The 24,368-nt window shown below is 70.3% G+C and carries 15 protein-coding genes; 8 read left to right on the top strand and 7 right to left on the bottom strand.

Annotation, left to right across the window (positions count from 1 at the left end; all coding sequences use genetic code 11):
• Positions 1–32: 32 nt before the first annotated feature.
• Positions 33–1,913, bottom strand: a complete 1,881-nt coding sequence (locus ACO2Q3_RS15695; protein WP_423308133.1) for an ABC transporter ATP-binding protein — start codon at positions 1,911–1,913, stop codon at positions 33–35.
• Positions 1,913–3,874 carry an ABC transporter ATP-binding protein gene (locus ACO2Q3_RS15690; RefSeq protein ID WP_423308131.1) on the bottom strand — a complete coding sequence of 654 codons (1,962 nt, stop codon included), beginning with the start codon at positions 3,872–3,874 and terminating at the stop codon, positions 1,913–1,915. The genes ACO2Q3_RS15695 and ACO2Q3_RS15690 overlap by 1 nt, the downstream gene beginning before the upstream one ends.
• 281 nt (positions 3,875–4,155) lie before the next feature.
• On the opposite strand from ACO2Q3_RS15690, the gene ACO2Q3_RS15685 reads away from it, so the two are divergent.
• The gene (locus ACO2Q3_RS15685) at positions 4,156–5,694 is read left to right on the top strand and encodes an acetyl-CoA acetyltransferase (protein ID WP_423308129.1); all 1,539 of its coding nucleotides are present in this window, start codon (positions 4,156–4,158) and stop codon (positions 5,692–5,694) included.
• Between the two features lie 191 nt (positions 5,695–5,885).
• Here ACO2Q3_RS15685 and ACO2Q3_RS15680 read toward each other — a convergent pair whose 3' ends face one another.
• Positions 5,886–7,145: an SGNH/GDSL hydrolase family protein gene (locus ACO2Q3_RS15680; protein ID WP_423308127.1), complete on the bottom strand. Its 1,260-nt coding sequence runs from the start codon at positions 7,143–7,145 to the stop codon at positions 5,886–5,888.
• A 237-nt stretch (positions 7,146–7,382) separates the two neighbouring features.
• Here ACO2Q3_RS15680 and ACO2Q3_RS15675 point away from each other — a divergent pair, with 237 nt between their 5' ends.
• The 3 genes from ACO2Q3_RS15675 to ACO2Q3_RS15665 all read left to right on the top strand — a co-directional run bounded on the left by ACO2Q3_RS15675 (position 7,383) and on the right by ACO2Q3_RS15665 (position 11,209).
• Positions 7,383–8,516: a toll/interleukin-1 receptor domain-containing protein gene (locus tag ACO2Q3_RS15675; RefSeq protein WP_423308126.1), complete on the top strand. Its 1,134-nt coding sequence runs from the start codon at positions 7,383–7,385 to the stop codon at positions 8,514–8,516.
• 39 nt (positions 8,517–8,555) lie between these two features.
• Entirely contained in the window at positions 8,556–10,274 is a 1,719-nt protein-coding gene (locus ACO2Q3_RS15670; protein WP_423308124.1) for a RyR domain-containing protein, read from the top strand.
• 92 nt (positions 10,275–10,366) lie between these two features.
• Positions 10,367–11,209, top strand: coding sequence for a class I SAM-dependent methyltransferase (locus ACO2Q3_RS15665; RefSeq protein ID WP_423308122.1), 843 nt, complete (start codon positions 10,367–10,369; stop codon positions 11,207–11,209).
• A 32-nt stretch (positions 11,210–11,241) separates the two neighbouring features.
• Here the strand turns inward: ACO2Q3_RS15665 and ACO2Q3_RS15660 are convergent, their stop codons facing one another.
• The 4 genes from ACO2Q3_RS15660 to ACO2Q3_RS15645 all read right to left on the bottom strand — a co-directional run bounded on the left by ACO2Q3_RS15660 (position 11,242) and on the right by ACO2Q3_RS15645 (position 15,590).
• Positions 11,242–11,943, bottom strand: coding sequence for an AAA family ATPase (locus tag ACO2Q3_RS15660; RefSeq protein WP_423308120.1), 702 nt, complete (start codon positions 11,941–11,943; stop codon positions 11,242–11,244).
• Between the two features lie 179 nt (positions 11,944–12,122).
• Positions 12,123–12,983 carry a class I SAM-dependent methyltransferase gene (locus ACO2Q3_RS15655; RefSeq protein ID WP_423308118.1) on the bottom strand — a complete coding sequence of 287 codons (861 nt, stop codon included), beginning with the start codon at positions 12,981–12,983 and terminating at the stop codon, positions 12,123–12,125.
• Between the two features lie 54 nt (positions 12,984–13,037).
• Complete coding sequence (locus ACO2Q3_RS15650) at positions 13,038–14,276, bottom strand: serine hydrolase domain-containing protein (protein WP_423308116.1); 1,239 nt, start codon at positions 14,274–14,276, stop codon at positions 13,038–13,040.
• Between the two features lie 366 nt (positions 14,277–14,642).
• Positions 14,643–15,590 carry a YybH family protein gene (locus tag ACO2Q3_RS15645; protein ID WP_423308114.1) on the bottom strand — a complete coding sequence of 316 codons (948 nt, stop codon included), beginning with the start codon at positions 15,588–15,590 and terminating at the stop codon, positions 14,643–14,645.
• Between the two features lie 304 nt (positions 15,591–15,894).
• On the opposite strand from ACO2Q3_RS15645, the gene gltB reads away from it, so the two are divergent.
• The 4 genes from gltB (at position 15,895) to ACO2Q3_RS15625 (ending at position 24,352) form a co-directional block, all read left to right on the top strand.
• Entirely contained in the window at positions 15,895–20,580 is a 4,686-nt protein-coding gene (gltB, locus tag ACO2Q3_RS15640) for a glutamate synthase large subunit (protein WP_423308112.1), read from the top strand.
• 233 nt (positions 20,581–20,813) lie between these two features.
• On the top strand, positions 20,814–22,265 hold the full coding sequence (locus ACO2Q3_RS15635) for a glutamate synthase subunit beta (RefSeq protein WP_423308110.1): 1,452 nt from the start codon (positions 20,814–20,816) through the stop codon (positions 22,263–22,265).
• A gap of 105 nt (positions 22,266–22,370) precedes the next feature.
• Positions 22,371–23,075, top strand: coding sequence for a DUF4129 domain-containing protein (locus ACO2Q3_RS15630; RefSeq protein WP_423308108.1), 705 nt, complete (start codon positions 22,371–22,373; stop codon positions 23,073–23,075).
• Complete coding sequence (locus ACO2Q3_RS15625) at positions 23,072–24,352, top strand: hypothetical protein (RefSeq protein WP_423308106.1); 1,281 nt, start codon at positions 23,072–23,074, stop codon at positions 24,350–24,352. The genes ACO2Q3_RS15630 and ACO2Q3_RS15625 overlap by 4 nt, the downstream gene beginning before the upstream one ends.
• Positions 24,353–24,368 lie beyond the last annotated feature (16 nt).

Below are 24,368 nucleotides of genomic sequence, written 5' to 3'. Positions count from 1 at the left end.
CTTAGCGCGACAAATGCGCCCTGGTTAACAGTTCATGTAGCAACGATACCTCGGTCAGCCCGCTGTTCACCTTCACCAGGAAGATCATCAAATGACCCGTGGCTGGATGAATACAGCTTGGCATAGAGGCCGTTACGCGCGATCAGCGCGTCGTGCGGGCCCTGCTCTATTATGTGGCCCTGCTGCAGCACCACGATCATGTCGGCGTCGCGCACGGTCGCCAGGCGGTGGGCGATCACCAGGCAGGTGCGGCCGGCGAACAGCACCTTCAGCGCGCGCTGGATCTCCAGCTCGGTGAAGCTGTCGATGTTGGCGGTGGCCTCGTCCAGGATCAGAATCTTCGGATTGGCCACCAGGGCCCGGGCGAACGACAGCAATTGGCGCTGTCCGAGCGAAATGTTTCGCCCGCGCTGGCCAAGCTGGGTCTGGTATCCGTCCGGCAGGCGCATGATGAAATCGTGCGCCGAGACCGCCTTGGCCGCGGCGACGATGTCCTCGTGCGTGGCGCCGGCGGTGTTGTAGCGGATGTTCTCCTCGATGGTGCCGGTGAACAGGAACGGCTCCTGCAGCACCATGCCGATCGTCTGGCCAAGGCTCTCCAGGGTCACGTCGCGCACGTCGTGGCCCCCGACCAGCACGCGGCCCTGGTCCACCTCGTAGAACCGCCGCACCAGCGACATGATGGAGGTCTTGCCCGAGCCCGTCGGGCCGACCAGGGCGACCACCTGTCGGGGGGCCACCTTCAGGCTGACGTCATGCAGCACGACACGGTCGGGCGAATAGCCGAAGGTCACGTGGTCCAGTTCGACGGTGGGCTCGACGTCCTTCAGCACCACCGCATCGGGCTTGTTGACGATGCTCACCGGCACGTCCAGCACCTCGAAGATGCGGTGCCCGGCGGCCATCGCCCGCTGCATGATGGTGTATTGCATCGACAGCATGCGCACGGGGTCAAAGAACCGCTGCACATAGAAGACGTACGAGACCATGGCGCCGACCTGCAGCTCCTGGTTCAGCACCTCGCCGCCGCCGACGACGATGATCACCGCCATGGCGAAGCCGGTCAGAATGTCGACCGTCGGCACCATCACCTGGGTCAGGGCCGAGGACTGGATCTGCGCGGTCATGTTGCCCCGCGCCTTCTCCTCGTAGAGCTCGAAGTTCATCGCCTCGCGCCGGGTCTCCTGCACCGTGCGGATGCCGTTGATGTTCTCGGCCAGGGCGCCGTTGGCGATCGACGAGGCGTCGCGGGCGTTGCGGAAGGTGGTCTTGGAGAACGGCAGCCAGATGGCCCGGATGCCGACCAGCGCCGGCAGCACCAGCATGGTCAAAAGGCCCAGCTTCCAGTTCATCACCAGCATGAAGATCACCGTGCCGATCAGCACGGCGAAGTCGCCGAGCGCGCCGGTGGAGCTCTCCAGGAACTCCTGCAGCGCGTTCACGTCGCCCTGCAGCCGGCTCATCACCCGGCCGACGTGGGTCTTGTCCATGAACGACAGCGAGACCTGCTGGAAGTGGGCGAACATCGCCCGGCGCACGTCGAAGATCACCGCCTGGGCCAGGCGGGAGCTCATCCACTGGTCGGTGAAGAAGGCGAAGGCGTAGAACACCGCCACGCCGACGAACATGGCCACCACGCGGTCCAGGCGCGACGGGTCGTGTTCCTGCGCCGCGGTCACCGCCCGTCCGATCAGGAACGGGATCATCAGCTGGCTGCCGGCCGAGCACAGCACCGCCGCCTGGGCCGCGTAGAGGAAGGCCCTGTGCGGCTTCAGGAAGGCGAAGAACCGGCGCAGGATCTTGGTGTCGAACGACATGAAGATCTCTTCGGCGTCGGCCGTGCCCAGGTTGGCGCGGGGCTTGCGCGGCGCGGTGGCGACGCCGGGGTCGCGGTCGAAAGCCATGTCGCTCATCAGACCGCCTCCTCGATCTTGCGCTTCAGCTTGGCGTCGGCGATCGACAGGCCCTGCTCGCTGCGGGTCTGCAGCTGGTAGAGGTCGGCGTACTCGCCGCCCATCGCCAACAGCTCGGCGTGCGTGCCGCGTTCGACGATGCGGCCCGCCTCCAGCACGATGATCTCGTCGGCGTGCATCAGCGACGAGAGGCGGTGGGCGATGATGATGGTGGCCTTGGCGCGGGTGGCCTCGGCCAGGGCGTCGCGCACCTTCTTTTCCGTCACCGCGTCGATGGCGGCGGTGGAGTCGTCGAAGATCATCACCCCCGGGCCGGGCACCACGCCGCGGGCGATCGACATCCGCTGGCGCTGGCCGCCCGACAGGGCCACGCCCCGCTCGCCGACCCGCGTCTCGTAGCCGCCGGCGAGGCTGGCGATATAGTCGTGGATCTGGGCGGTGCGGGCCGCGCCGGTGATGCGGTCCTCGTCGGCCCAGGGATCGGCATAGGCGACGTTGTTGGTCACCGAGGAGTCGAACAGGAAGGCCTCCTGCTGCACCAGGCCGATGTATTCGCGTAAGGACGGCAGGGTGACGTCGCGGATGTCCTGGCCGTCCAGGGTGATGCGCCCGGCGGTGACGTCGTAGAAGCGCGGGATCAGGTTGGCGATGGTCGACTTGCCGCTGCCGGGCGGGCCGACGATGCCCAGGGTCTTGCCCAGGCCGACCTCGAAGCTGATGTCGTGCAGGATCGGCTTGCCGGGATCGTAGCTAAAGTCGACGTGCTCGAAGCGCAGCAGGCCGGCGGTGGGTTTCAGGGGCGGCGCACCGGGCTTGTCGGCGATGGCGGGGGGCTGATCGAGGATCTCGAACAGCCGGCCGCCGCAGGTGGTGGCGCGGGCGGCGGCCATGACGATCATGGCGATCTGCCGGATCGGCGCCTGCAGCAGGGTCATGTAGGTCAGGAACTCGGTCAGCCGGCCGGCGGTCATCTGGCCCGCCGCCACCTTGTGCCCGCCGTACCAGAGCAGCGCGGCCATCGAGGCGTTGAAGCTGAGCGTCATGGCCGAGACCGAGCGGAAGCGCAGCACGATGCGCTTGTACGACTGGTTCAGGGCCTCGCTGGCGGCCTTGTCGAACTTGCCGAGCTCGAACTGCGTGGCCGCGAAGGCGCGCACCACGCGGATGCCCTGCAGGTTCTCCTCCATGGTGAGGGTGAGGATGCTCATCAGCTCCTGCACCCGCATCCAGGTGACCCGCAGCAGGAAGCCCATGCGCGCCAGGATCCACGCGGCCACCGGCACGAAGGCCAGCCCCAGCAGCGCCATGGTGGCGTCGGCCCGCACCATCTGCACCGTGGCGACCGCCAGCAGCAGCAGCAGCGTCAGGAACTGCATCATGCCGTTCTGGATGAACATCCGCGTGCCCTCCAGGTCGAGCATGCCGCGGGTGATCAGGTCGCCGGAGTGGATCTTGTCGTGGAAGCCGAACGACAGGCGCTGCAGCTGCTGGAAGAAGTCCAGCCGCAGGCGGTAGGCCACCGTCTGGCTGACGTACTCGCCCTGGTAGCCGCCGTAGCCGGTCAGGAGGCCCCGTGCGGAGCTGGCGACGATGACCAGCAGGGCGGAGATCCACAGCGCGTGCTTGGAGCGGCCCATCAGGGCGGCGATCTCGCTGGCGCCCATGTGCGCCAGGCGGGCGTGCTCGACGGCCTTCAGCAGCACCTGGGCCTGGTCGACGGCGTGGCCGAACAGCTTCGGCAGCGTCAGGCCGGCGATCGCTGCGCCCAGGGAACAGGCGATCGCGATGGCGACCCGGCCGGGCTCCTGGCGGACGGCCATGGCCGTGATCCGCTGCAGCACCCGGGGCATCGCCTTGACGTCGATCTGAGGCTTTTCAGCCAGCGGCTGCTCGTGCTCGCCAGGCGGACGAGCGTCCTCACGCGGGGGCGCGCCTCCCTGCGCGCCTGTGGAATCCGGCATCTTGAAATCCGTATGCGGTATGGCCGCCATACTGCGCGCGGCGCCGGTGAACCGCCAGCCCAGCGTGTCACCAGTCCCTACCCGCAATTGTAGCGGTGTTGAAATATTTCGATATATCGGCGATTAGATATATCGATTTCCCCGGGCCGGCAACCCGCTGTATCGCGCCTGGCCCGTCGGCCGCAGCCATCGTCGCCTCTCGCCACGTCAGTCTCGACACGCGCGGCCGCCTCTGGTCAGGGTGCGGCGAAACGTCGAACGACAGCACGAGGGAGGCGGCTTTGGCGCGCGATCTGAGACCGGTGATCATCGGGGTCGGCGAGGCGTCCGAGCGCATCGACGCGGCCGACTATCAGGCCCTGTCGCCCGCCGCGCTGGCCGCCGCCGCGGCCCAGGCGGCGCTCGAGGACGCCGGCGCGAGCCAGCCGCTGGCCCCGCACATCCAGGTGATCGCCGCCATCCGCCAGTTCGAGGTCTCCGGCCCCAACGCCAAGCCCCCGTTCGGCGCGGCGGACAACTTCCCGCGCTCCGTCGCCCGGCGCATCGGCACCGACCCGGCGCGGGCGATCCTGGAGCCGGTGGGCGGGCAGGGGCCACAGCACCTGGTCAACGAGTTCGCCCAGGCGATCGGCCGGGGCGAGGCGGACATGGTGCTGCTGGTGGGCTCCGAAGCGATCTCCACGGTCCGCCACCTCGCCAGCCAGGGTCAGACCCGCGACTGGGCCGAGACCCTCGGCGGCCAGCTGGAGGATCGCGGCTTCGCGGTGGACGGCCTCAACAGCGCCGAACTCGCGCGGCACGGCGCGCGCACGCCGATCAGCGTCTACGCCCTGTTCGAGAACGCCCGCCGCGCGCGGCTGGGCCTGTCGCGCGACGCCTATGCCCGGGAAATGGGCCGACTGTTCGCCCCCTTCACCGAAGTCGCCGCCGGCAATCCGCACGCCATGTCGCGCGAGGTCTACGACGCCGAGGCCCTGGCCACGGTCACCGGGCCGAACCGGCTGACCTCCGATCCCTTCCCCCGCCGCATGGTGGCGCGCGACCAGGCCAACCAGGGCGCGGCGGTGCTGATCGCCGCCGCCGACACGGCGCGCGCTCTGGGCGTGCCGGAGGACAGGCTGGTCTACGTGCACGGCGGGGCCGACGTTAAGGAGCGCCCGCCGATCGAGCGGCAGGACCTGGCGTCCAGCCCGGCCGCCGTACTGGCGTCGAAACGGGCGTTGCAGACCGCCGGCCTGTCGCTCGCCGACGTCGACCTGTTCGATTTCTACAGCTGCTTCCCGATCGCCGTGTTCAACGTGCGCGACGGCCTGGGGATGACGGCGGACGATCCGCGGCCGTTGACCGTGACCGGCGGGTTGCCGTTCTTCGGCGGCGCCGGCAACAACTATTCCATGCACGCCATCGCCAGCATGGTGCGCGCGCTGCGGGCCAGGCCCGGCGCGGTGGGCTTCGTCGGCGCCAACGGCGGCTTCCTGTCCAAGTACTCGGTGGGGATCTATTCGACGCGCCCGTCGACCTGGACCGGCTTCGACAGCACGGCCCTGCAGGCCGAGGTCGACGCCTGGCCGGCGCCGCCGCTCGCCGCGCCCGGCCCGGCCGAGGGCGTGGTCGACACCTATACCATCGACTACGCCGGCCCGGCCCCGCTGGGCGTGGTGGTCGCCCACACCGCCGCGGGCGAGCGCTTCGCCGCCACGGTGGACGATCCGGACCTGGTGCAGGCGATGATCGCCGCCGATCCGCTGGGCGCGCGGGTGTCGACCGAGCCCGACGACAAGGGACGGGCGCACGTGAAGTCGCTGAAGGCGGTGGGGTAGGGCGGGGACTGCGCGCGCCCCCTTGCGCCCCCTCCCCCGCTTCGCCTTCGGCTGCGCAGGGGAGGAGAAGAATCATCGACGGCGTTCACCCTCCTCCCTTGCGAAGCGCAGCGTAGCGGGGGAGGTGGCAGGCCGCGAAGCGGGCTGACGGAGGGGGCGCAAGGCCACCGCCCCGTCGTCGCCCCTCTCTCTCAGTCGAACAGCTTCAGGTCGATCGCGTCGGCCATCGCCTTGTAGCCGGCGTCGTTGGGGTTGAGGTGGTCGCCGCTGTCGTACAGCGGGTTCAGCCGCGTCGGGTCCTTGGGATCGCGCAGCACGGCGTCGAAGTCGATCACGCCGTCGAAGGCGCGTCCGCTGCGGATCCAGGCGTTCACCGCCACCCGCTTGGCCGCCGACGCCTCGCTGTAGAAGCCCGGTCGCGACGGGATCGGCCCGAAGGGCGGCAGGGTGGCGCCGATCACCTTGATGCCGTGGGCGTGGGCGCGGAGGATGATCTGCCGGTAGGCCATGATCACGTCGTCGGCGGTGACCTCCTCGTCGAGCAGCTTGCGCGCGCCGGGAAAGCCGAAGTCGTTGACCCCCTCCAGCACGATCAGATGGCTCACGCCGGACTGGGCCAGCACGTCGCGATCCAGCCGCGACAGCGCGTTCGGGCCGATGAAGTCGTGCAGCAGCCGGTTGCCGCTGATCGCCGTGTTGATCACCGCGAAATAGGTCGGCGCCTTGCGGGCCACCAGCCGCTCCGCCAGGTGGTCGGGCCAGCGGTGGTTGGCGCCCATCTGCGAGCCGAAGCCGTCGGTAATGGAATCGCCGATGGCGGCGATCACCTTGGTCTTCTTGGCCACGCCCACCTCGATGGCCGAGACGAACGGCCGCTCAGTCAGGGTCGCCGCGCCGGGCAGGTCGGCCGCGCTGGTCTGGGCGCCGGCGGCGACATAGGCGGTCTGCAGGCCGAAGAAGTGACTGGTCGCGTCGCCGCTGGGACCGGGGAAGTAGAGGCTGACGGCCAGGGTGGAGAGGTTCGGCACCGGCACGTCGACGGAGTCGCTGACGACGCTGGAGAAGGCCGGGATGGTCACCACCGCCTTGCCGTTGAAGGTCAGCTGCCGGTCGCTCGGGGTCTGGATCTGCGCGCCGACGCCTGTGGCGATGGCGATGTGGGCCGAGGCGATGGTCACCGGCTTGGCGCCGTATTCGTTGGTCAGCCGCACGCGGAAGCGCCCGCCGCCCAGGCTGACGCGTGCCAGTTCGCGGATGGTCTGGTTGTTGAGCACCGTCGGCGGGCTGCGCGGCGGCTCGGGGCTGGCGGCCCAGGTGGCGGCCCAGGTGCTGTCCGGCACGGTGTCGCCCGCCGCCTGCGCGGCGCCGGTCAGTGACAGCGCGCCGAACAGGCCCGCAACCAAGGTCATAGCCCGGCGCGCACGGCCCGGCGCGATGCGCATCTTACGCATGTCCCACTCCCTCGATGCTTCCGCCGACGGGCAACCAGGGTCGCCATCCGCAGAAGTCCCGCCCGTAAAACGTGGATGATGCCAGCTGCCCAGACGGGCGACCGTTGTTCCGCCATTACGCACACGCCGCGGTTTTCGCCAATGCCGAAATGCGCTCAAAACCACTTCGCACTTGCAACGCGCGCGCGGCTCTAGCTTAACTGCCGCCGTTTTCGGGCGGGGCCGCGTCTACTTTCCATGAGCGCCAGTATCTTCATCAGCTTCGCGTCGCAGGACCGCAAGGTCGCGAACACGCTCTGTCAGGCCCTGGAGGGACGCGGCTTCAAGTGCTGGATCTCCAGCCGGGACATTCTCCCGGGGGAGAATTTCCAGGTGGCCATCGTGCGGGCGATCCGCAAGGCCAAGCTGATGCTGCTGGTGTTCACCGCCAACTCGAACAATTCGGCGGAGATGAACAAGGAACTGGCCCTGGCCAGCCAGCAGAAGCTGACCGTGGTGCCGCTGCGCATCGAGGACGTGGCGCCCAACGACGCCTTCGCCTACGAGTTCGCCACCCGGCAGTGGATCGACTTCTTCGCCGACTGGGAGCTGGCGATGAACGCCCTGGCCTCCCAGATCGCCAACGTGCTCGGTCCGGAGGAGATCGGCGAGGTCGAGGCGGCCGGCGCAGCCCGCGTGGCGGCCCCCGCTGCAGCGCCTGAGCTGGCTGCGCCGGAGCCGGAGGCGCACGCGCCCGAGGTCCAAGCGCCTGAGGCGGCGCTCCCCGAACCTGTCGCGCCCGAACCTGTCGCGCCCGCGGCGCCCCCGGAGCCCCCGGCGGAAACGGTCGCCATCTGGCCCGCCGCGCCGCCGGCGGTGGAGGACGAGCGAGAGCCCGAAGCGGATCCTGCGCCGCCGGTCGAGGCCGTGGCGTCCCCGCCTGAACCGGCTGCGGCGATCCCGACCCCCGCGCCAAAGCCTGCGCCGGCCCCCACGGCCGCCGCGCCGGCGCGCAAGAAGGGCTCGCCCCTGCCGCTGATCATCGGCCTGGTGGTGGTGGTCGCCGCCGCCGCGGCCGCCGCATGGTTCGTGCTGGGCCCGAAGTCCGGCTCGTCGGCCGCCGCCGCCAGTACCGCCGCGCCGGCCAGCAGCGCCGCGGCCGCCACCCCGACCGTGACCCTTGCGCCGGCCGCGTCCTCCGCCCCTGCAGCGTCCGCCGCCCCTGGCGCCGCCGCGCCCGGCGCTGGCGCCACGGCCGCGCCGCCCGAGGAAGGCGACAGCGCTGCGGCCACCGCGGCCGCGGAAAAGGCGGCCCGCCGTCACCAGCCCAAGACCCCCGGCGCCGGCGCCGGCGCCCCGTCGCGCGCCAGCCGCTCGGACGTCCCGTACTGACGGCAGGGGCGATGGGCCGCCCATCCGGAACGTCCGGCGATGAGTGAGGCCAAGCCAACCGACCACGGCGGCCGCCGGCGCACCCTGATCTCGCTGTGGGCCGTGTGGCTGCTCCCGACCCTGGTGATGGTCACCCTGGCGCTGGGGCTGCGCGCCTGGATCGACACCGGCGCGACCGTGGCCGACTCCCTGTACCGCTCGGCCGCCCTGTTCGCCTACAACGACGTCTACGGCGGCGGCGCGCCGACCCACGACTGGCGCATTCTGGTGGGGCGCTGGACGGGTCTGGCGGCAGTGTTCGGCGCCGCCGGCACGGCGCTGGCCGCGGTGCTGCAGGAGCGGCTGGCCCTGGCCGCCGCGCGGTTCCTCAAACAGGAGGTGGTGGTCATCGGCGCCGGCGCCCTGGCGACCAAGGCCTTCGACCAGGCGTTCCGCTCGGGGCGCAGCGTACTCTGGCTGGGCGCGCCCAGCCTGGGCGTCTCGAACATGGGCGCCATCGCCCTGCCCTGGCCGCCGGAGGACGCCGCCCGCGCGGTGTACGAGCACTGCCGCCACGCCGAGCACGTGCTGCTCAGCAACACCGACGACGCCCTGTCCCTGACCCTGGTGCGCGCGGCGAGGGCCGCCGCGCCGAGATCCTTCATCACCGTGCTGATGCGCGACGCGCGGCTGGCGGAGGACGCCGCCGCGACCCTGAACCAGTCGCGCACCCGGGTGCTGTCGCGCGCAGCGATCTCGGCCCGGGCCCTGCACCAGGCGCACCCCCCCTTCCTGCTGGCCCGCGCCTTCGGCCACCAGCGCATCCACGCGGTGATCGTCGGCTTCGGCCAGGCCGGCCAGGCCATCGCCCGCGACCTGATCGTCAACTGTCGCACCACCTATCTGGAAAAGCCGCGCATCACCGTGATCGACCCCCAGGCCCGGGCCCTGGAAGGGGTGATGCGCCTGCGCGCGCCGGAGATCGACGAGTGCGCCGAGTTCGTGTTCGTCGCCGGCCGGGTCGCCAGCGAGGCCATCGAGCCGGACGCCGCCAGCCTGACCGGCATCGTGCAGGCCGGCGGACCGATGACCGCGGCCTACATCTGCCTGGCCGAGGACGCGGCGGTGCTGGCCAGCGCCGGCATGGTGCAGTCGATGCTTCGCTCGGTGGGCATTGCCCGGGCGCCGATCTTCGTGCGTCTGCGTGACGCCAACGCCCTGGGCGAGCATCACGGCGAGGCGCGGGGCCTGGACGCCCTGACCCCGTTCGGCGATCTCGACGCGATCCTCGCCGCCAGCGAGTTCCTGTCGCGCACGCCGGACGCCGCGGCGCGCAGCTTCAGCGCCGCCTACCGGGCCGCGCTGGCGCCGGAGGTGCGCGACGACCCGAAGAACACCTCGGCGCGCCCCTGGGACGAGCTGGAAGAAACCTTCCGCCAGGCCAACCGTGACGCCGTGGCCCACATCCCGGCGAAGCTGGCCAGCGCCGGGATCGCGCCCACCCTCTGGCGCGGTGTGATCGGCATGCCGCTGCTGGGCGATGACCATCATCTGTTCACGGACGAAGAGGGCTGTGAGGCGCTCGCGCGGCTCGAACATCACCGCTGGAACGCCCAGCGGCGCATGGACGGCTGGCGCTGGACCGATGCGCCGCGCAAGGATGAGTCGCTGCGCCGCCATCCCTCGCTGGTGGAGTACGACGCCCTGGCCGACGACGTGAAGGAGTTCGACCGGGTCTATGTGCGCGAGACCGAGCGGGCGCTGCACGCGCCGCGCTGAGCCCCTGCGCCGGCGTGCAGAATTTCTGGGGCGCGCTGGCTGAGCCCTTGCCTAAGCTGGACCAAAGACAGGACGCCACCGGAGGAACTCCCATGTCGCTCGACCGCCGCGCCGTGCTCGCCGCCGGCCTTGCGCTGCCAACCCTGGCCGTCGCCCCGCGGGTGCTGGCCCAGCCCATCGATCCGCGACTGCAGGCGGCAATCGACGATCCGCGCCGCAAGCCGGCGGACCGGGCCCGCGACGCCTTCCGCCATCCGGCCCAGACCCTGACCTTCTGGGGCCTGAAGCCGGGCATGACGGTGATCGACGTCAATCCGGGGACCGGCTGGTGGACCGACATCCTGGCGCCCTACCTGGCCGCCACCCATGGCCGCTACATCGCCGCCGGCGCGGACCTGGCCAATCCCAAGCTGTCCGACGCCGCGCGGCAGGGACGCGCCGCCTTCGAGGCGAAGTACGCCGACAAGGCCGTCTATGGCGATGTGACAGTAGCGGGGTTCGGCCGGGTGTCGGGCCCGCTGGCGCCCCCCGGAACCGTCGACCTGGTGATCGTCTCGCGCGAGACGCACAACTGGGCCGATGGCTTCATCCAGAAGGCGTTCGCCGACTTCCACGCCGCCCTGAAGCCCAGCGGCCTGATGGGGGTCGAGGACCATCGCGCGCCCGATGGCGCCGACCCCAAGGCCGGAACCGGCTACGTCTCCGAAGCCTGGGTGATCGACCAGGCGAAGATGGCTGGCTTCCGCCTGGATGGCCGCTCGGAGGTCAACGCCAACCCGAAGGACACCAAGGACCATCCGTTCGGCGTCTGGACCCTGCCGCCCACACGCCAGTCCGCCCCCAACGGCCAGCCGGCCAATCCGGCGTTCGATCACTCGAAGTACGACGCGATCGGCGAGAGCGACCGGATGACCCTGCGGTTCGTCAGGGTCTGACCGCTTCCCTCTGACCCTGGAAGGGCTCTAGTCTAGGCGCCGGCGACCGTGGCGAACAGGTCGCCGGTCACCGCGCGCGGGGCGGGCGCCGGCTCGGCGCGCTTGCCGAAGGCGAAGCGCTCGACGAAGTCCCACAGCTCGCCGACCTCGCGGGCCGCCGCGCTCTCGCCGAGCTCCTCCACCGAGTGGCCGTGCTCCAGCGCGGTCTGGTAGACGGCGCGCGAGCGCAGCAGCGCCGGCGCGACCGGCAGCCGCATGATCTGCAGCGCCTGCAGGGCGCGCTTCACGGCGGGGGCTTCGGCGCCCTCGCGCATCACCGGCGCCTGGTTGACGATGATGATCGCCGGCTTGCGCAGCCGTCGGACCACGTCGACGGTGTGCACCGAGGCCGCCATGTCGAGGAACGTCGGGCGCAGCACCAGCAGCGACAGATCGGCCAGCACGATGGCGCTGGCCAGGTCCTCCTCGGCGCCGGCGGCGGTGTCGATGAACATCGCCTCCACACCGGCCCGCACGGCCTGAGCCTGGACGCCGTAGAGATCTCGGCCGGTGGTGTCGACGTACTGCGGTCCGCTCTCGCGGCGCACATGCAGCACCTCGCCGGACGACCGCTGGGGATCGGTGTCGGCGACCAGGGTGCGATAGCCGCGCAGGTGTGCGGCCAGCGACAGGTGCGTCGCCACGGTGGTCTTCCCGGACCCGCCTTTGCGGGCGATCACCGCGATGGTCCGCATCTGGGATGGTCGCCTCCAACCCGAATCAGTTTCGCTTGTGGCGTAGCTTGACCACGCGAAAGCGGGTTTGTGCGAACGGAGTTTTCCGTAAGGCGCAGATTTCTGCACCCAGGACGGGGAGGGGCCGAAAGGCCGGCGCCCGCCGCCCGCGCCGGGGGCGTCGGGCCTGCCGCAAGGTCTCAGTCGGGAGACCGCGCGGTGACGATCCAGGTGGCCGAGGGCACCAGCACGCCGTCAGGCCCCGCATGCGCCGCGAGGGCCTCGCGCACGGCCGACACCGCCGCGTCGCGGCGATCCGGCTGGCTGGCCAGGGCCCGGCCCAGCGGGCCGACCCGAAGGGCGGTCTGCAGGGCGTCGTCCAGCGTCCGTGCGCCGATGCGCTCGTCATGGGCCGTGACCGCGATGTCGGCAAAGCCAGCCTCGCTGAGGATCCGCCGCACCCGCTCGCCGTCGGCGAAGGCGAACGGTCCGGGCGCATGCGGATCGGCCGGCGGCGCGGCCGGGGCGTCCAGCACCGGGGCCGCCGCCTGCATCGGCAGGGTCATCAGCGGATTGTCCGCCATCGCGCGCCAGCAGACGAAGGCCAGGCGGCCGCCGGGGCGCAGGGCCCGGCGGATGTTGCGGAAGGCGGCGGTCGGGTCGGCGAAGAACATTACCCCGAAGCGCGAGAACGCCGCGTCGAAGGCGCCCGGCTCGAAGGCGTGGGTCTGGGCGTCGCCCAGGGCGAACCGCACCTGCGGATAGCCGGCCGCGTCGGCCCTGGCGCGGGCGAGCGCGAGCAGCGGCTCGGCGATGTCGACGCCCAGCACCGAACCTTCCGGGTCGATGCGCCAGGCCAGGTCCAGGCTGGTTGCTCCGGCGCCGCAGCCAATGTCCAGGATGTGCTCGCCCTCGCGGGGCGCCAGGGCGTCGATGGCGGCGCGGCTCAGCGGCGCCAGCTGCCAGTCCATGATCTCCTGCATCGCGGCCCAAGTCGGCCCCGCCTGCTGGTTCCAATAGGCGGCCTGATCGGCGTTGGCGGCGGCGGTGGCTTCGGTCATGGCGTCTTTCGGGACGGCGTCCCTCCCGGCGACGGGGCCGGGAGGGCAGGGACTCTAGTCGACGATGGACGAATAGATGATGCTCTTCAGCTGGCCGCGGAAGTTGAACGCCCCCGACGGCATCAGCTGGGTCATGAACACCACGCTCAGGTCTTCCTTCTGGTCGACCCAGAAGATGGTCGAGGCGGCGCCGCCCCAGTAGAAGTCGCCGGCCCCGAGGCCGCCGTTCTTCACCTCGTCCAGCGTGCTGGCGAAGCCCAGGCCGAAGCCGACGCCTTCGTTCGCCGTCTCGGAGAAGCCGCCGATGGCCATCTCCGTCAGGTCGCGGCCGTCCTTCAGGTGGTTGCGCTTCATCAGCTCGATGGTGCGCGGGCCGAGGATGCGCGCGCCCTCCAGCTCGCCGCCCCGGCGCAGCATCTCGCAGAACTTCAGATAGTCCTCGGTGGTCCCGGTCAGGCCGCCGCCGCCGGAGAAGAAGCTGGGCTCCTTGCGGTACTCGCTGGTCTGCGGATCGTCGATCAGCTGCAGCGACTTGTCGGCGCCGCGGCGGTAGTTGGCGCAGAACCGGTCCAGCTTGTCGTCGGTGACGTTGAACGCGGTGTCCTTCATCCCCAGCGGGTCGAAGATGGTCTCCTGCAGATACCTGTCGAAGCGCTTGCCGCTGATCCGCTCGACCAGGGCGCCGCAGACGTCGGTGGACAGCGAGTACATCCAGCGCTCGCCCGGCTGGTAGCGCAGCGGCACCTGGCCCAGCTTGTCCATGAACTCCATCAGCGTCTCGCCGCGACCGCGGCGCACGCCGACCTCGGCATAGACCTTGTCCACCGGATGCCCCTCATCCGGCGCCCCCAGCGCCACCAGGGCCGCGCCGTAGGTCAGGCCGCCCGTGTGGCACAGCATGTCGCGCATGGTCGGCGCGCGCACGGCCGCCTCGGTCTTCATGTCGGCGCCCGAGCCGGACACCCACACCCGCTGGCCCTTCCACGACGGAAAGAAGCGGCTGACCGGGTCGTTGAGCTGGAAATGGCCGCGCTCGTAGAGGCTCATCAGCGCCACCGAGGTGATCGGCTTGGTCATCGAGTAGATGCGGAAGATGGCGTCGTCGGTCATCGCCTTGCCGCGCTCGCGGTCCATCTGGCCGAACGAGCGGGAATAGGCGAGATGGCCGCGGCGGGCGACGGCCACCTGGGCGCCGGCGATCTTGCCGGGGCCGATGTAGTTTCGGTCCAGGTGCTCGGTGATGCGCTCAAGCCGCGCGACGGAGAGGCCGGTCTTCTTCGGCGCCAGTTCCATGAATGCGTTCCTTCCAGGCCGCCTTGGGGCGGGCTTCGAAATTGGAAGGGCCCGACAGGAGACGGGCCCGGCCGCTGAAATTGCGGTCGGGCCACACTCTAGGCCCGGATGCATGATGGCGTCATCCCCGGCGACGCCCAACGCAGCGAACCGTCTGTCCTTCTCCCCTTGCGGGAGAAGGTGTCTTGCGCAGCAAGACGGATGAGGGGTTGGTGCGGCATCGCCGGTTGGCGCCGCGCCAGCGTGTGCAGGCTAGTCTCGCAGGATCATCAACCCCTCATCCGTCCGCCTGCGGCGGGCACCTTCTCCCGCAAGGGGAGAAGGGTTGTGCGCAACGACCGGCCACAGGCGCGCGGAGAGACGCGTCTACGGCTCCTCGGACGCCGCGTCGGCCACGGCCTTCCAGTTGCCGTCGGCCTGCTTGCGGTAGACCGTGACGTAGGCGCCGTGGATGGTCGCCGGCTTCCTGGTCTTCGGGTCGGTGGCCGTCTGGGTGAACTTGCCGCGCGAGAAGGCGATGTCGCCCGACGGGGCGACAGTGACGCTGTCGGGCGAGAACTCCACCTTGATCGCCGGGTCCTTCGCCACCTCGGCCAGGCCGGCGCCGATGGCGGCCGAGCCGGTCATGGCCGGGGTCGCCGGCTGCAGCACCGTCGCGGCGGCGTCGTAATGCGCCGCCAGCTTGGTCGCATCCTTGGCCTTCCAGTCCGCGGCCCACTGGGTCTCCTGGGCCCGGATCGCGGCCTCGTCTGCGGCGGTGTCCGGCGCGGCCTTGGGCGGCGGGTTGGTGACCACCTGCGGGCTGGCCGGCGCGGCGGGGGCGGAGGCGGTGGTGACGATGTCCTCCATCGCCTTCCACGAGCCGTTGGCCACCTTCTTGTAGACGGTGACGTAGCCGCCGCTGTGGGTGGCCGGCGCCTTGGTCTTCGGATCGGTCGACGTGAGGGTGTAGGTCCCCGTCGAATAGGCGAAGTCGTTGGAAGCCGCGACCTCGATGCGGCTGGCCTTGAAGTCCAGGGCGAAGGCCGGGTCGGCCATCATCTGCCGCCAGACGTAGCGCAGCACGTCGGTGTTCTTCGACGGGGTCTGCCCGGGGGCCAGCAGCTCGCCGCTGGCTGTGTAGTGGCTGACCATCTTCTCGACGTCCTTCGCCTTGGCGGCGGCGGCGAAGTCGACTTCGTTGGCGGTCAGGGCGTCGACGGCCTTCTTGGTGTCCGGCGATAGGGCGCTTGTCTCTGCTGGTTTGCTGCACCCGCTAAGAAAAGCCACGGCCACGACGCTGGCCGCAGCCGTCAATACTGCGTACTTCCTCACGGAACGCTCCCCCTGTGTTGAATTTTGCAGGACTGTCGACCCTAACTTACTGCGTCGTCAAGCTTGCAATCGCCTTTGCGGGACCGCCTGCCGCGCGAGCGGCTCGCGGCCGGCGGGAATCCTCCGCAAGCGTTTGCGACACCGCCGCACTCGCCCTGAAATTTCCGGGGCTTAGACGATCAGAACTGCGCGATTGCCGGTCGATTCGGCGTCAGAACGGCCCGGCAAACGCGACTTTGATCGGCGCCCAGTCGACAGGGCCGGACCTTCCCTTGTAATAGCGCCGCGAACGACCCTTCCAAAAGTGAGGGTCCCGGACGGGTTTGTGGGGTATAATTTGCTCGATCTTCCGCCACCGCAGGGGCTTTATGACCCGCGCCATGAACATGACGCGTGCGGCGTTGGTTTTGTGGCCAATATCAAGGGGAAAAAATCCCATGAGGTCGTCGCCTGCGGCCTCGAGATCCTGGTCAATCTGGATCACCGCGGCGCCGTGGGCGCCGACCCGCTGGTGGGTGACGGCGCCGGCATCCTGATCCAGATCCCCGATCCACTGATCCGCGAATGGGCCCGGGTTGAAGGCGCCCAGCTGCCTGCGCCGGGCGACTACGCCGTGGCCATGTGCTTCCTGCCGCGCGACGAGGACACCCGCGCGCTGGCGGTCAGCCAGTTCGAGCACTTCGTCCGCGTCGAGGGCCAGGTGCTGGTCGGCTGGCGCGACGTGCCGGTGGACACCGACGGCCTGGGCAAGGCCGTGCTGGAGGACATGCCGGTGATCCGCCAGGCGATCGTCGCCCGCGGACCGGAGACCCGCGACCAGGACGCCTTCGAGCGCAAGCTGCTGGCGATCCGCAAGCAGACCCAGAATCCGCTCGAGGACCTGGCCAAGAAGTACGGCATGCCGGGCCTGACCCAGCTGTACATGCCGTCGTTCTCGTCGCGCACGGTGGTCTACAAGGGCCTGCTGCTGGCGACCCAGGTGGGCCGCTTCTACAAGGACCTCTCGGACGAGCGCACGGAGTCGGCCCTTGCGCTGGTGCACCAGCGGTTCTCCACCAACACCTTCCCGTCGTGGAAGCTGGCGCACCCGTACCGGTTCATCGCCCACAACGGCGAGATCAACACCGTGCGCGGCAACGTCAACTGGATGAACGCCCGCCGCCGCACCCTGGAATCCGACCTGCTGGGGCCGGACCTGGACAAGATGTGGCCGCTGATCCCGCACGGCCAGTCGGACACCGCCTGCCTGGACAACGCGCTGGAGCTGCTGATGGCCGGGGGCATCCCCATGGCCCAGGCGGTGATGATGCTGATCCCCGAGGCTTGGGCCGGCAACCCGCTGATGGACGCGAAGCGGCGCGCCTTCTACGAGTACCACGCCGCCCTGATGGAGCCCTGGGACGGCCCGGCCGCCATCGCCTTCACCGACGGCCGCCAGATCGGCGCGACGCTGGATCGCAATGGCCTGCGCCCCGCGCGCTTCGTGATCACCGACCAGGACCATGTGATCATGGCCTCGGAAGTCGGCGTGCTGACCGTCCCCGAGGAGCGCATCGTCCGCAAGTGGCGCCTGCAGCCCGGCAAGATGCTGCTCATCGACATGGAGCAGGGCCGGATCATCGACGACGACGAGATCAAGGCCAGCCTGGCGGACGCCGAGCCCTACGAGGAGTGGCTGCGCCAGACCCAGTTCAAGCTGGAGGACCTGCCCGAGCCCGCGGCCTGGGAGCCGGCCGTCGCCAATGACGCGCGCGCCCTGCTCGATCGCCAGCAGGCGTTCGGCTACACCCAGGAAGACCTGAACTTCTTCCTCGAGCCCATGGCCTCGCAGGGCGACGATCCGATCGGCTCGATGGGCGCGGACACGCCGATCGCCGTGCTCTCCAGGCGGCCCAAGCTGCTCTACGAGTACTTCAAGCAGAACTTCGCCCAGGTCACCAACCCGCCGATCGACCCGATCCGCGAGGAACTGGTGATGAGCCTGGTGTCGATGATCGGGCCGCGGCCGAACCTGCTGGGCCGCCAGGCCGGCACGCACAAGCGGCTGGAAGTCCTCCAGCCGGTGCTGACCAACGCCGACCTGGAAAAGATCCGCTCGATCGCCGAACTGCTGGACGGCGCCTTCCGCACCAAGACGCTGGACGCCACCTGGCCGGCCAACGACGGGGCGGCGGGCCTGGAGCGGGCGCTGGAGAAGCTGTGCTACGCCGCCACCGAGGCGGTGCTGGCCGACAGCAACATCCTGATCCTGTCCGACCGCGCGCTCTCGCCCGAGCGCATCGCCATCCCGGCGGCGCTGGCCACCGCGGCGGTGCACCACCACCTGATCCGCCAGGGCTTGCGCATGCAGACCGGCCTCGTCATCGAGACCGGCGAGGCGCGCGAAGTGCACCACTTCTGCGTTCTGGCCGGCTACGGCGCCGAGGCGGTGAACCCGTACCTGGCGTTCGAGACCATCGAGCAGCTGCGCGTCGAGCGCGGCCTGCCGCAGAGCGCCTACGAGGCGGCCAAGAACTACACCAAGGCGATCGGCAAGGGCGTGCTGAAGGTGATGTCCAAGATGGGCATCTCCACCTACCAGTCCTATTGCGGCGCCCAGATCTTCGACGCCGTCGGCCTCTCCACGGACTTCGTCGAGCGGTACTTCACCGGCACGGCGACCACGGTCGAGGGCGTCGGCCTGGAACAGATCGCCGAGGAAAGCGTGCGCCGTCACCGCGACGCCTTCGGCGATGCGCCGGTGTATCGCGACATGCTGGACGTGGGCGGGACCTACGCCTTCCGCCTGCGTGGCGAGGAGCACGCCTGGACGCCGGAGTCGGTGTCCCGGCTGCAGCACGCCGTGCGCGGCAACGTCAGCGCCGACTACAAGGCCTTCGCCCAGTCGATCAACGAACAGTCGGCCCGGCTGCTGACGCTGCGCGGGCTGATGCAGTTCAAGCTCGCCGAGACCCCCGTGCCGATCGACGAGGTCGAACCGGCGTCGGAAATCGTCAAGCGGTTCGCCACCGGGGCGATGAGCTTCGGCTCGATCAGCCGCGAGGCGCACACCACCCTGGCGATCGCCATGAACCGCATCGGCGGGCGGTCGAACACCGGCGAAGGCGGCGAGGAAGCCGACCGTTTCGTGCCGATGGCCAACGGCGATTCCATGCGCTCGAAGATCAAGCAGGTGGCCTCGGGCCGCTTCGGGGTCACCGCCGAGTACCTGGTCAACGCCGACGACATCCAGATCAAGATGGCTCAGGGGGCCAAGCCCGGCGAGGGCGGCCAGCTGCCGGGGCACAAGGTCGACAAGAACATCGCCCGGGTGCGGCACTCCACGCCCGGCGTGGGCCTGATCAGCCCGCCGCCGCACCACGACATCTATTCGATCGAGGATCTGGCGCAGCTGATCCACGACCTGAAGAACGTCAACCCGCGCGCCCGCATCTCGGTGAAGCTGGTGTCGGAAGTCGGCGTCGGCACCGTGGCCGCGGGCGTCTCCAAGGCGCGCGCCGACCATGTGACGATCTCCGGCTTCGAGGGCGGCACCGGCGCCTCGCCGCTGACCAGCCTGACGCACGCCGGCTCGCCGTGGGAGATCGGCCTGGCCGAAACCCAGCAGACCCTGATCCTGAACGGCCTGCGCGGCCGCATCGCGGTGCAGGTGGACGGCGGTCTGCGCACCGGCCGCGACGTCGCCATCGGCGCCCTGCTGGGCGCGGACGAGTTCGGCTTCGCCACCGCGCCGCTGATCGCGGCCGGCTGCATCATGATGCGCAAATGCCACCTGAACACCTGCCCGGTGGGGGTGGCGACCCAGGACCCGGTGCTGCGCGCGCGCTTCACCGGCCAGCCCGAGCACGTGATCAACTACTTCTTCTTCGTCGCCGAAGAGCTGCGCGAGATCATGGCCAGCCTGGGCTTCCGGACGATGGACGAGATGATCGGCCGGGTGGATCGCCTGGACGTTCGTCCCGCCGTCGAACACTGGAAGGCCAAGGGCGTCGACCTGAGCAAGCTGCTCTACCAGGCCCCGGCGGGCGAGGGCGTCGCCACCCTGCACCGCGAGACCCAGGACCACGGGCTGGACAAGGCGCTGGACAACGAACTGATCGCCGCCGCCCTGCCCGCCCTGGAACGGGGCGAGCCGGTGCGTATCGAAAAGACGATCCGCAACGTCAACCGCACCGTCGGCGCCATGCTGTCGGGCGAGGTGGCCCGCCGCTACGGCCACGCCGGCCTTCCGGAGGACACCATCTCGGTGCGCTTCACCGGCACCGGCGGCCAGAGCTTCGGCGCCTTCGCCGCCCGCGGCGTGTCGCTGGAGCTGGTGGGCGATTCCAACGACTACGTCGGCAAGGGGCTGTCCGGTGGACGGGTGGTGGTGCGCCAGCCGCCGCAGGCCAATCGCGAGCCCACCGAGAACATCATCGTCGGCAACACCGTGCTGTACGGCGCGATCGCCGGGGAGGCCTATTTCGAGGGCGTGGCCGGCGAGCGGTTCGCCGTGCGCAATTCCGGCGCCGTGACGGTGGTCGAGGGCGTGGGCGACCACGGCTGCGAATACATGACCGGCGGGGTGGTCTGCGTGCTGGGCGACACCGGGCGCAACTTCGCCGCCGGCATGAGCGGCGGCATCGCCTACGTCTACGACCCGAAGGGCCGGTTCAAGGCGCTGTGCAACATGGCCATGGTGGACGTCGAGCCGATCGGCCCGAGCAAGCCTGTGGACCGTGAGGACGAAGGGCTGGCGAAACCCAGCCAGAAGTCCGTCAGCGTCGAGAACAGCGGCATGGGCGATCCGCTGAACTTCGACGCGGAACGCCTGCGGGTCCTGATCGAGCGGCACCAGCTCTATACCGGCAGCGCCCGCGCGCGGATGCTGCTGGAGGACTGGGACGCCGCGCTGGCCGCCTTCGTCAAGGTGACCCCCAAGGACTACCGCCGCGCCCTCACCGACCTCGCCGCCGAACGCGCCGCCGCCAAGGCGGTCGCGGCCGAATAGCGACCGATGTTTCAACCTGCCCGGCCCGGGTCCGAGGGCGAGCGAACGATACCGGTTCTCCGCTGGAGCCCCCATCGTCTCGCCGCCTTCGGCGCCGATCCACTTCCCCCTGAGGGGGAAGAGAACGGTAGTCGGAGTTCCTTCTCCTCCCCCCTTGGGGGAGGGGGACCGCGAAGCGGTGGAGGGGGCTCCAGCCCGGAACCGGCCGACATAATGTTATTGGAGCCTGCCTGATGGGAAAGCCCACCGGCTTCCTTGAGATCGAACGGCGCGATCGCGCCTACGCCAAGCCGACCGAGCGCGTGAAGCACTTCAAGGAATTCATCGTTCCATTGTCGGACGATGCCTTGAAGGGCCAGGCCTCGCGCTGCATGAACTGTGGCATCCCGTTCTGCCATCAGGGCTGTCCGGTGAACAACCAGATCCCCGACTGGAACGATCTGGTCTACCGCGACCGCTGGCAGACGGCGCTGGAGAACCTGCACTCGACCAACAACTTCCCGGAGTTCACCGGCCGCATCTGTCCCGCCCCGTGCGAGGCCTCGTGCACCCTGAACATCCAGGACACGCCGGTCACCATCAAGTCGATCGAGTGCCAGATCGTCGACCGCGGCTGGGCCGAGGGCTGGATCACGCCGCGCCCGGCCGCCCAGCCCACCGGCCGGCGGGTGGCGGTGGTCGGCTCGGGTCCCTCGGGCCTCGCCTGCGCCCAGCAGCTGGCGCGCGCCGGCCATGCGGTGACGGTGTTCGAGAAGAGCGACCGCATCGGCGGCCTGCTGCGCTACGGCATCCCCGACTTCAAGATGGAGAAGCATCACATCGACCGCCGCGTCGCCCAGATGGAGGCCGAAGGGGTCACCTTCCGGCCGGGCGTGGAGGTCGGCGCCCAGGTGTCGGTGGAGTGGCTGCTGGGCGGCTATGACGCCCTGGTGATGTCCGGCGGGGCCGAATGGCCGCGCGACCTGACGATCCCCGAACGCGGTCTGCACGGCATCCACTATGCGATGGATTTCCTGACCCAGCAGAACAAGCGCAACGCCGGCGACGACGAGGCGCTCGCCGCACCGGCCGGCACGATCAGCGCCACGGGCAAGCATGTGGTGGTGATCGGCGGCGGCGATACCGGGTCGGACTGCATCGGCACGTCCAACCGCCAGGGCGCCCTGTCGGTGATCCAGCTGGAGATCATGCCCGAGCCTCCGGTGCGCGAGAACAAGGCCCTGGTCTGGCCGGACTGGCCGCTGAAGCTGCGCACCTCGTCGTCGCAGGAGGAAGGGGTCGAGCGCGACTTCGCCGTCACCACCCGCGGCGCCATCGAGCGCGACGGCGTGATCGAGGGTCTGGTTTGCGCCCGCGTCGACTGGGCGCCTGGCCCAGACGGCCGCATGACCATGACCGAGGTCCCCGGCAGCGAGTTCACCCTCAAGGCCGATCTGGTGCTGCTGGCGATGGGCTTCGTCGGTCCCCGGCGCGAGGGCCTGGTCGAGCAGGCCGGCGTCGCCCTCGACCCGCGCGGCAACGTGCTGGCCAACACTGACGACTACCGGACCTCGGCGCCGAAGGTGTTCAGCTGCGGCGACATGCGGCGCGGCCAGTCCCTGGTGGTCTGGGCGATCCGCGAGGGCCGCCAGTGCGCCCGGGCCGTGGATGAATACCTGATGGGCGAAAGCCTGCTGCCGCGCTGATCTTCACCGCCCGGTAGTAGCCAGCGCCTGAAATACCCGCGATGATGTGGCTTGGCGTTCGCCGGCCTTGACGGGCGGGGAGCGCCGGGTGCGACGGGGGGTGGTTTGGCGGCCAGTGCAGACGTAGCGTCCAGCGTGCCCGCGCCGGCGCCCGCCGCTGCCGCCCCGCCCGCGTCGGGGCCGGGGCTCGACGCCCTGCGCGCCGCGCACGCCAAGCTGCTGGCCAACAAGCGCATCCAGTTCGACTTCGCGGCGCCCGAGAAGCCCCCGCCGCCGCCCAAGCCGCCGCCGCACTGGCTGCTGGCGCTGCAGCGCTTCATCGCCCACCTGGTGGACTGGGCATTGCCGGCGCTGAAGATCCTGTTCTGGGTCGGCGTGGGGGCCATCGCCCTGCTGCTGGTGTTCCTGATCGTGCGCGAGCTGACCGGCGTGCGCTTCGAGCGCCGCCGCCGCGCCGCCGCGCGCAACAAGCCGGTGGATTGGCGGCCGGACGCGGTCAAGGCCAGGGCCCTGCTGGAGGACGCCGACGCCCTGGCCGCCCAGGGGCGCTACGACGAGGCGGTGCGGGTGATCCTGTTCCGCAGCATCGACGACATCGAAGGGCGCCGGCCCCGGCTGGTGCGCCCGGCGCTCACCGCCCGCGACATCGCCGCGCTGGAGGGCCTGCCGGCCGCCGCCCGTCCCGCCTTCAGCCTGATCGCGCGGGTCGTCGAGGCCAGCTTCTTCGGCGGCCGCCCCGTCGACCGCGCGGGATTCGCCGACTGCCGGCAGGCCTACGAGGCCTTTGCCTTTCCCGAGGTGTGGGCGTGAGCGCGCTGGGCGTCAGGGGCCGGGGCGCGGCCGGCGTCGGCCTGACGGTCGAGCGCGACGCGCCGGTCGTGCAGCGCCTGTTCAACCCGATCACCGCCATCTGGCTGGTGCTGGTGGGGGTGTTCGCCTTTTCCGCCCTGGTGGTGCTGGGAACCTACGAGCGCGACCTGCGCGGCGGCGACGATGGCGGCGCGCACGCCCTGTCCCGCTCGGCGGTAGGCTACGCCGGCATGGCGCAGTTCCTGCGCGATGCGGGCCAGACGGTGGTGATCAGCCGCAACAAGCTCAGCAAGGGACACGCCGAGGGGCTGCTGATCGCCACGCCGCCGCTGGACGGCAAGCTCGCCGACGTCAAGGCGCTCAACTTCGGCGGACCGGTGCTGCTGGTGCTGCCCAAGTGGAACGCTTTCCCGGACTTCCTGCGCCGCGGCTGGGTCGGCGAGGGCAGGCCGATCGACCTGACGCGGCTCGACAAGGCCAGCCTGCTGGGCGGCTATGCCCCCGCACGGCGCCCCGGCGCCTCGCCGGCGACCCTGTTCGCGCGCGGCGACGTGTTCGGCGACAGCCTCAGCTTCCGCACCGGTCCGATCGACCGGCTGCAGGTGTTGCAGACCAAGGACCTGATCCCGGTGCTGCAGGACGAAACCGGGGCCACGGTCCTCGGGCGGGACCCGAAGTCGAACGTCTATGTGCTGTCCGACCCCGACCTGCTGGACAACCACGGCCTGAAGTCGGTGGACAATGCGCTGGCCGGGGCCCGCATCGTCGAGACCCTGAAGGCCGGCGACGGGCCGGTGCTGTTCGACGTGTCGCTGGACGGCTTCGCCCGCGAGCGGAACGTCATGCGGCTGCTGTTCGACCCGCCGTTCCTGGCGGTGACCCTGTGCCTGTTCCTGGCCGCCTGCCTGGCCGGCTTCCAGGCCGCCTGCCGCTTCGGCGCCACGCGCCGCGCCGGCCGGGTGTTCGCCCTGGGCAAGGAAGCCCTGGCCGACAACACCGCCGCCTTGATCCGCCTCACCGGCCGCGAGCACCGCATGGGCCTGCGCTACGCCGAACTGACCCGCAACCTCGCCGCCCGCGCGACAGGCGTTCCGCGCGAACTCACCGGCGACGCCCTGACCCGGTTCCTCGACCGCATGGGCGCCCAGCGCGGCGCCGAGGACCGCCTTTCCGAACTGACCGCCATCATCGGCGGCGCCGCCAATCGCGAGCAGGTCCTGGCCGCAGCCAGGCGCCTGTTCCGCTGGAGACTGGAGATGACGCGTGAACGTCAATGAAGTGAAGGCCCTGGCC

This window comes from Caulobacter sp. KR2-114, assembly GCF_049446115.1.
Lineage (GTDB): Bacteria > Pseudomonadota > Alphaproteobacteria > Caulobacterales > Caulobacteraceae > Acaudatibacter.
This window is presented reverse-complemented; position numbering and strand designations above follow the sequence as displayed.

Excerpts from the sequence above, each read along its gene's own strand:
- ACO2Q3_RS15695 (WP_423308133.1), bottom strand. The coding sequence starts at position 1,913 with ATGAGCGACATGGCTTTCGACCGCGACCCCGGCGTCGCCACCGCGCCG.
- ACO2Q3_RS15690 (WP_423308131.1), bottom strand. The coding sequence starts at position 3,874 with ATGCCGGATTCCACAGGCGCGCAGGGAGGCGCGCCCCCGCGTGAGGAC.
- ACO2Q3_RS15680 (WP_423308127.1), bottom strand. The coding sequence starts at position 7,145 with ATGCGTAAGATGCGCATCGCGCCGGGCCGTGCGCGCCGGGCTATGACC.
- ACO2Q3_RS15675 (WP_423308126.1), top strand. The coding sequence starts at position 7,383 with ATGAGCGCCAGTATCTTCATCAGCTTCGCGTCGCAGGACCGCAAGGTC.
- ACO2Q3_RS15670 (WP_423308124.1), top strand. The coding sequence starts at position 8,556 with ATGAGTGAGGCCAAGCCAACCGACCACGGCGGCCGCCGGCGCACCCTG.
- ACO2Q3_RS15665 (WP_423308122.1), top strand. The coding sequence starts at position 10,367 with ATGTCGCTCGACCGCCGCGCCGTGCTCGCCGCCGGCCTTGCGCTGCCA.
- ACO2Q3_RS15660 (WP_423308120.1), bottom strand. The coding sequence starts at position 11,943 with ATGCGGACCATCGCGGTGATCGCCCGCAAAGGCGGGTCCGGGAAGACC.
- ACO2Q3_RS15655 (WP_423308118.1), bottom strand. The coding sequence starts at position 12,983 with ATGACCGAAGCCACCGCCGCCGCCAACGCCGATCAGGCCGCCTATTGG.
- ACO2Q3_RS15650 (WP_423308116.1), bottom strand. The coding sequence starts at position 14,276 with ATGGAACTGGCGCCGAAGAAGACCGGCCTCTCCGTCGCGCGGCTTGAG.
- ACO2Q3_RS15635 (WP_423308110.1), top strand. The coding sequence starts at position 20,814 with ATGGGAAAGCCCACCGGCTTCCTTGAGATCGAACGGCGCGATCGCGCC.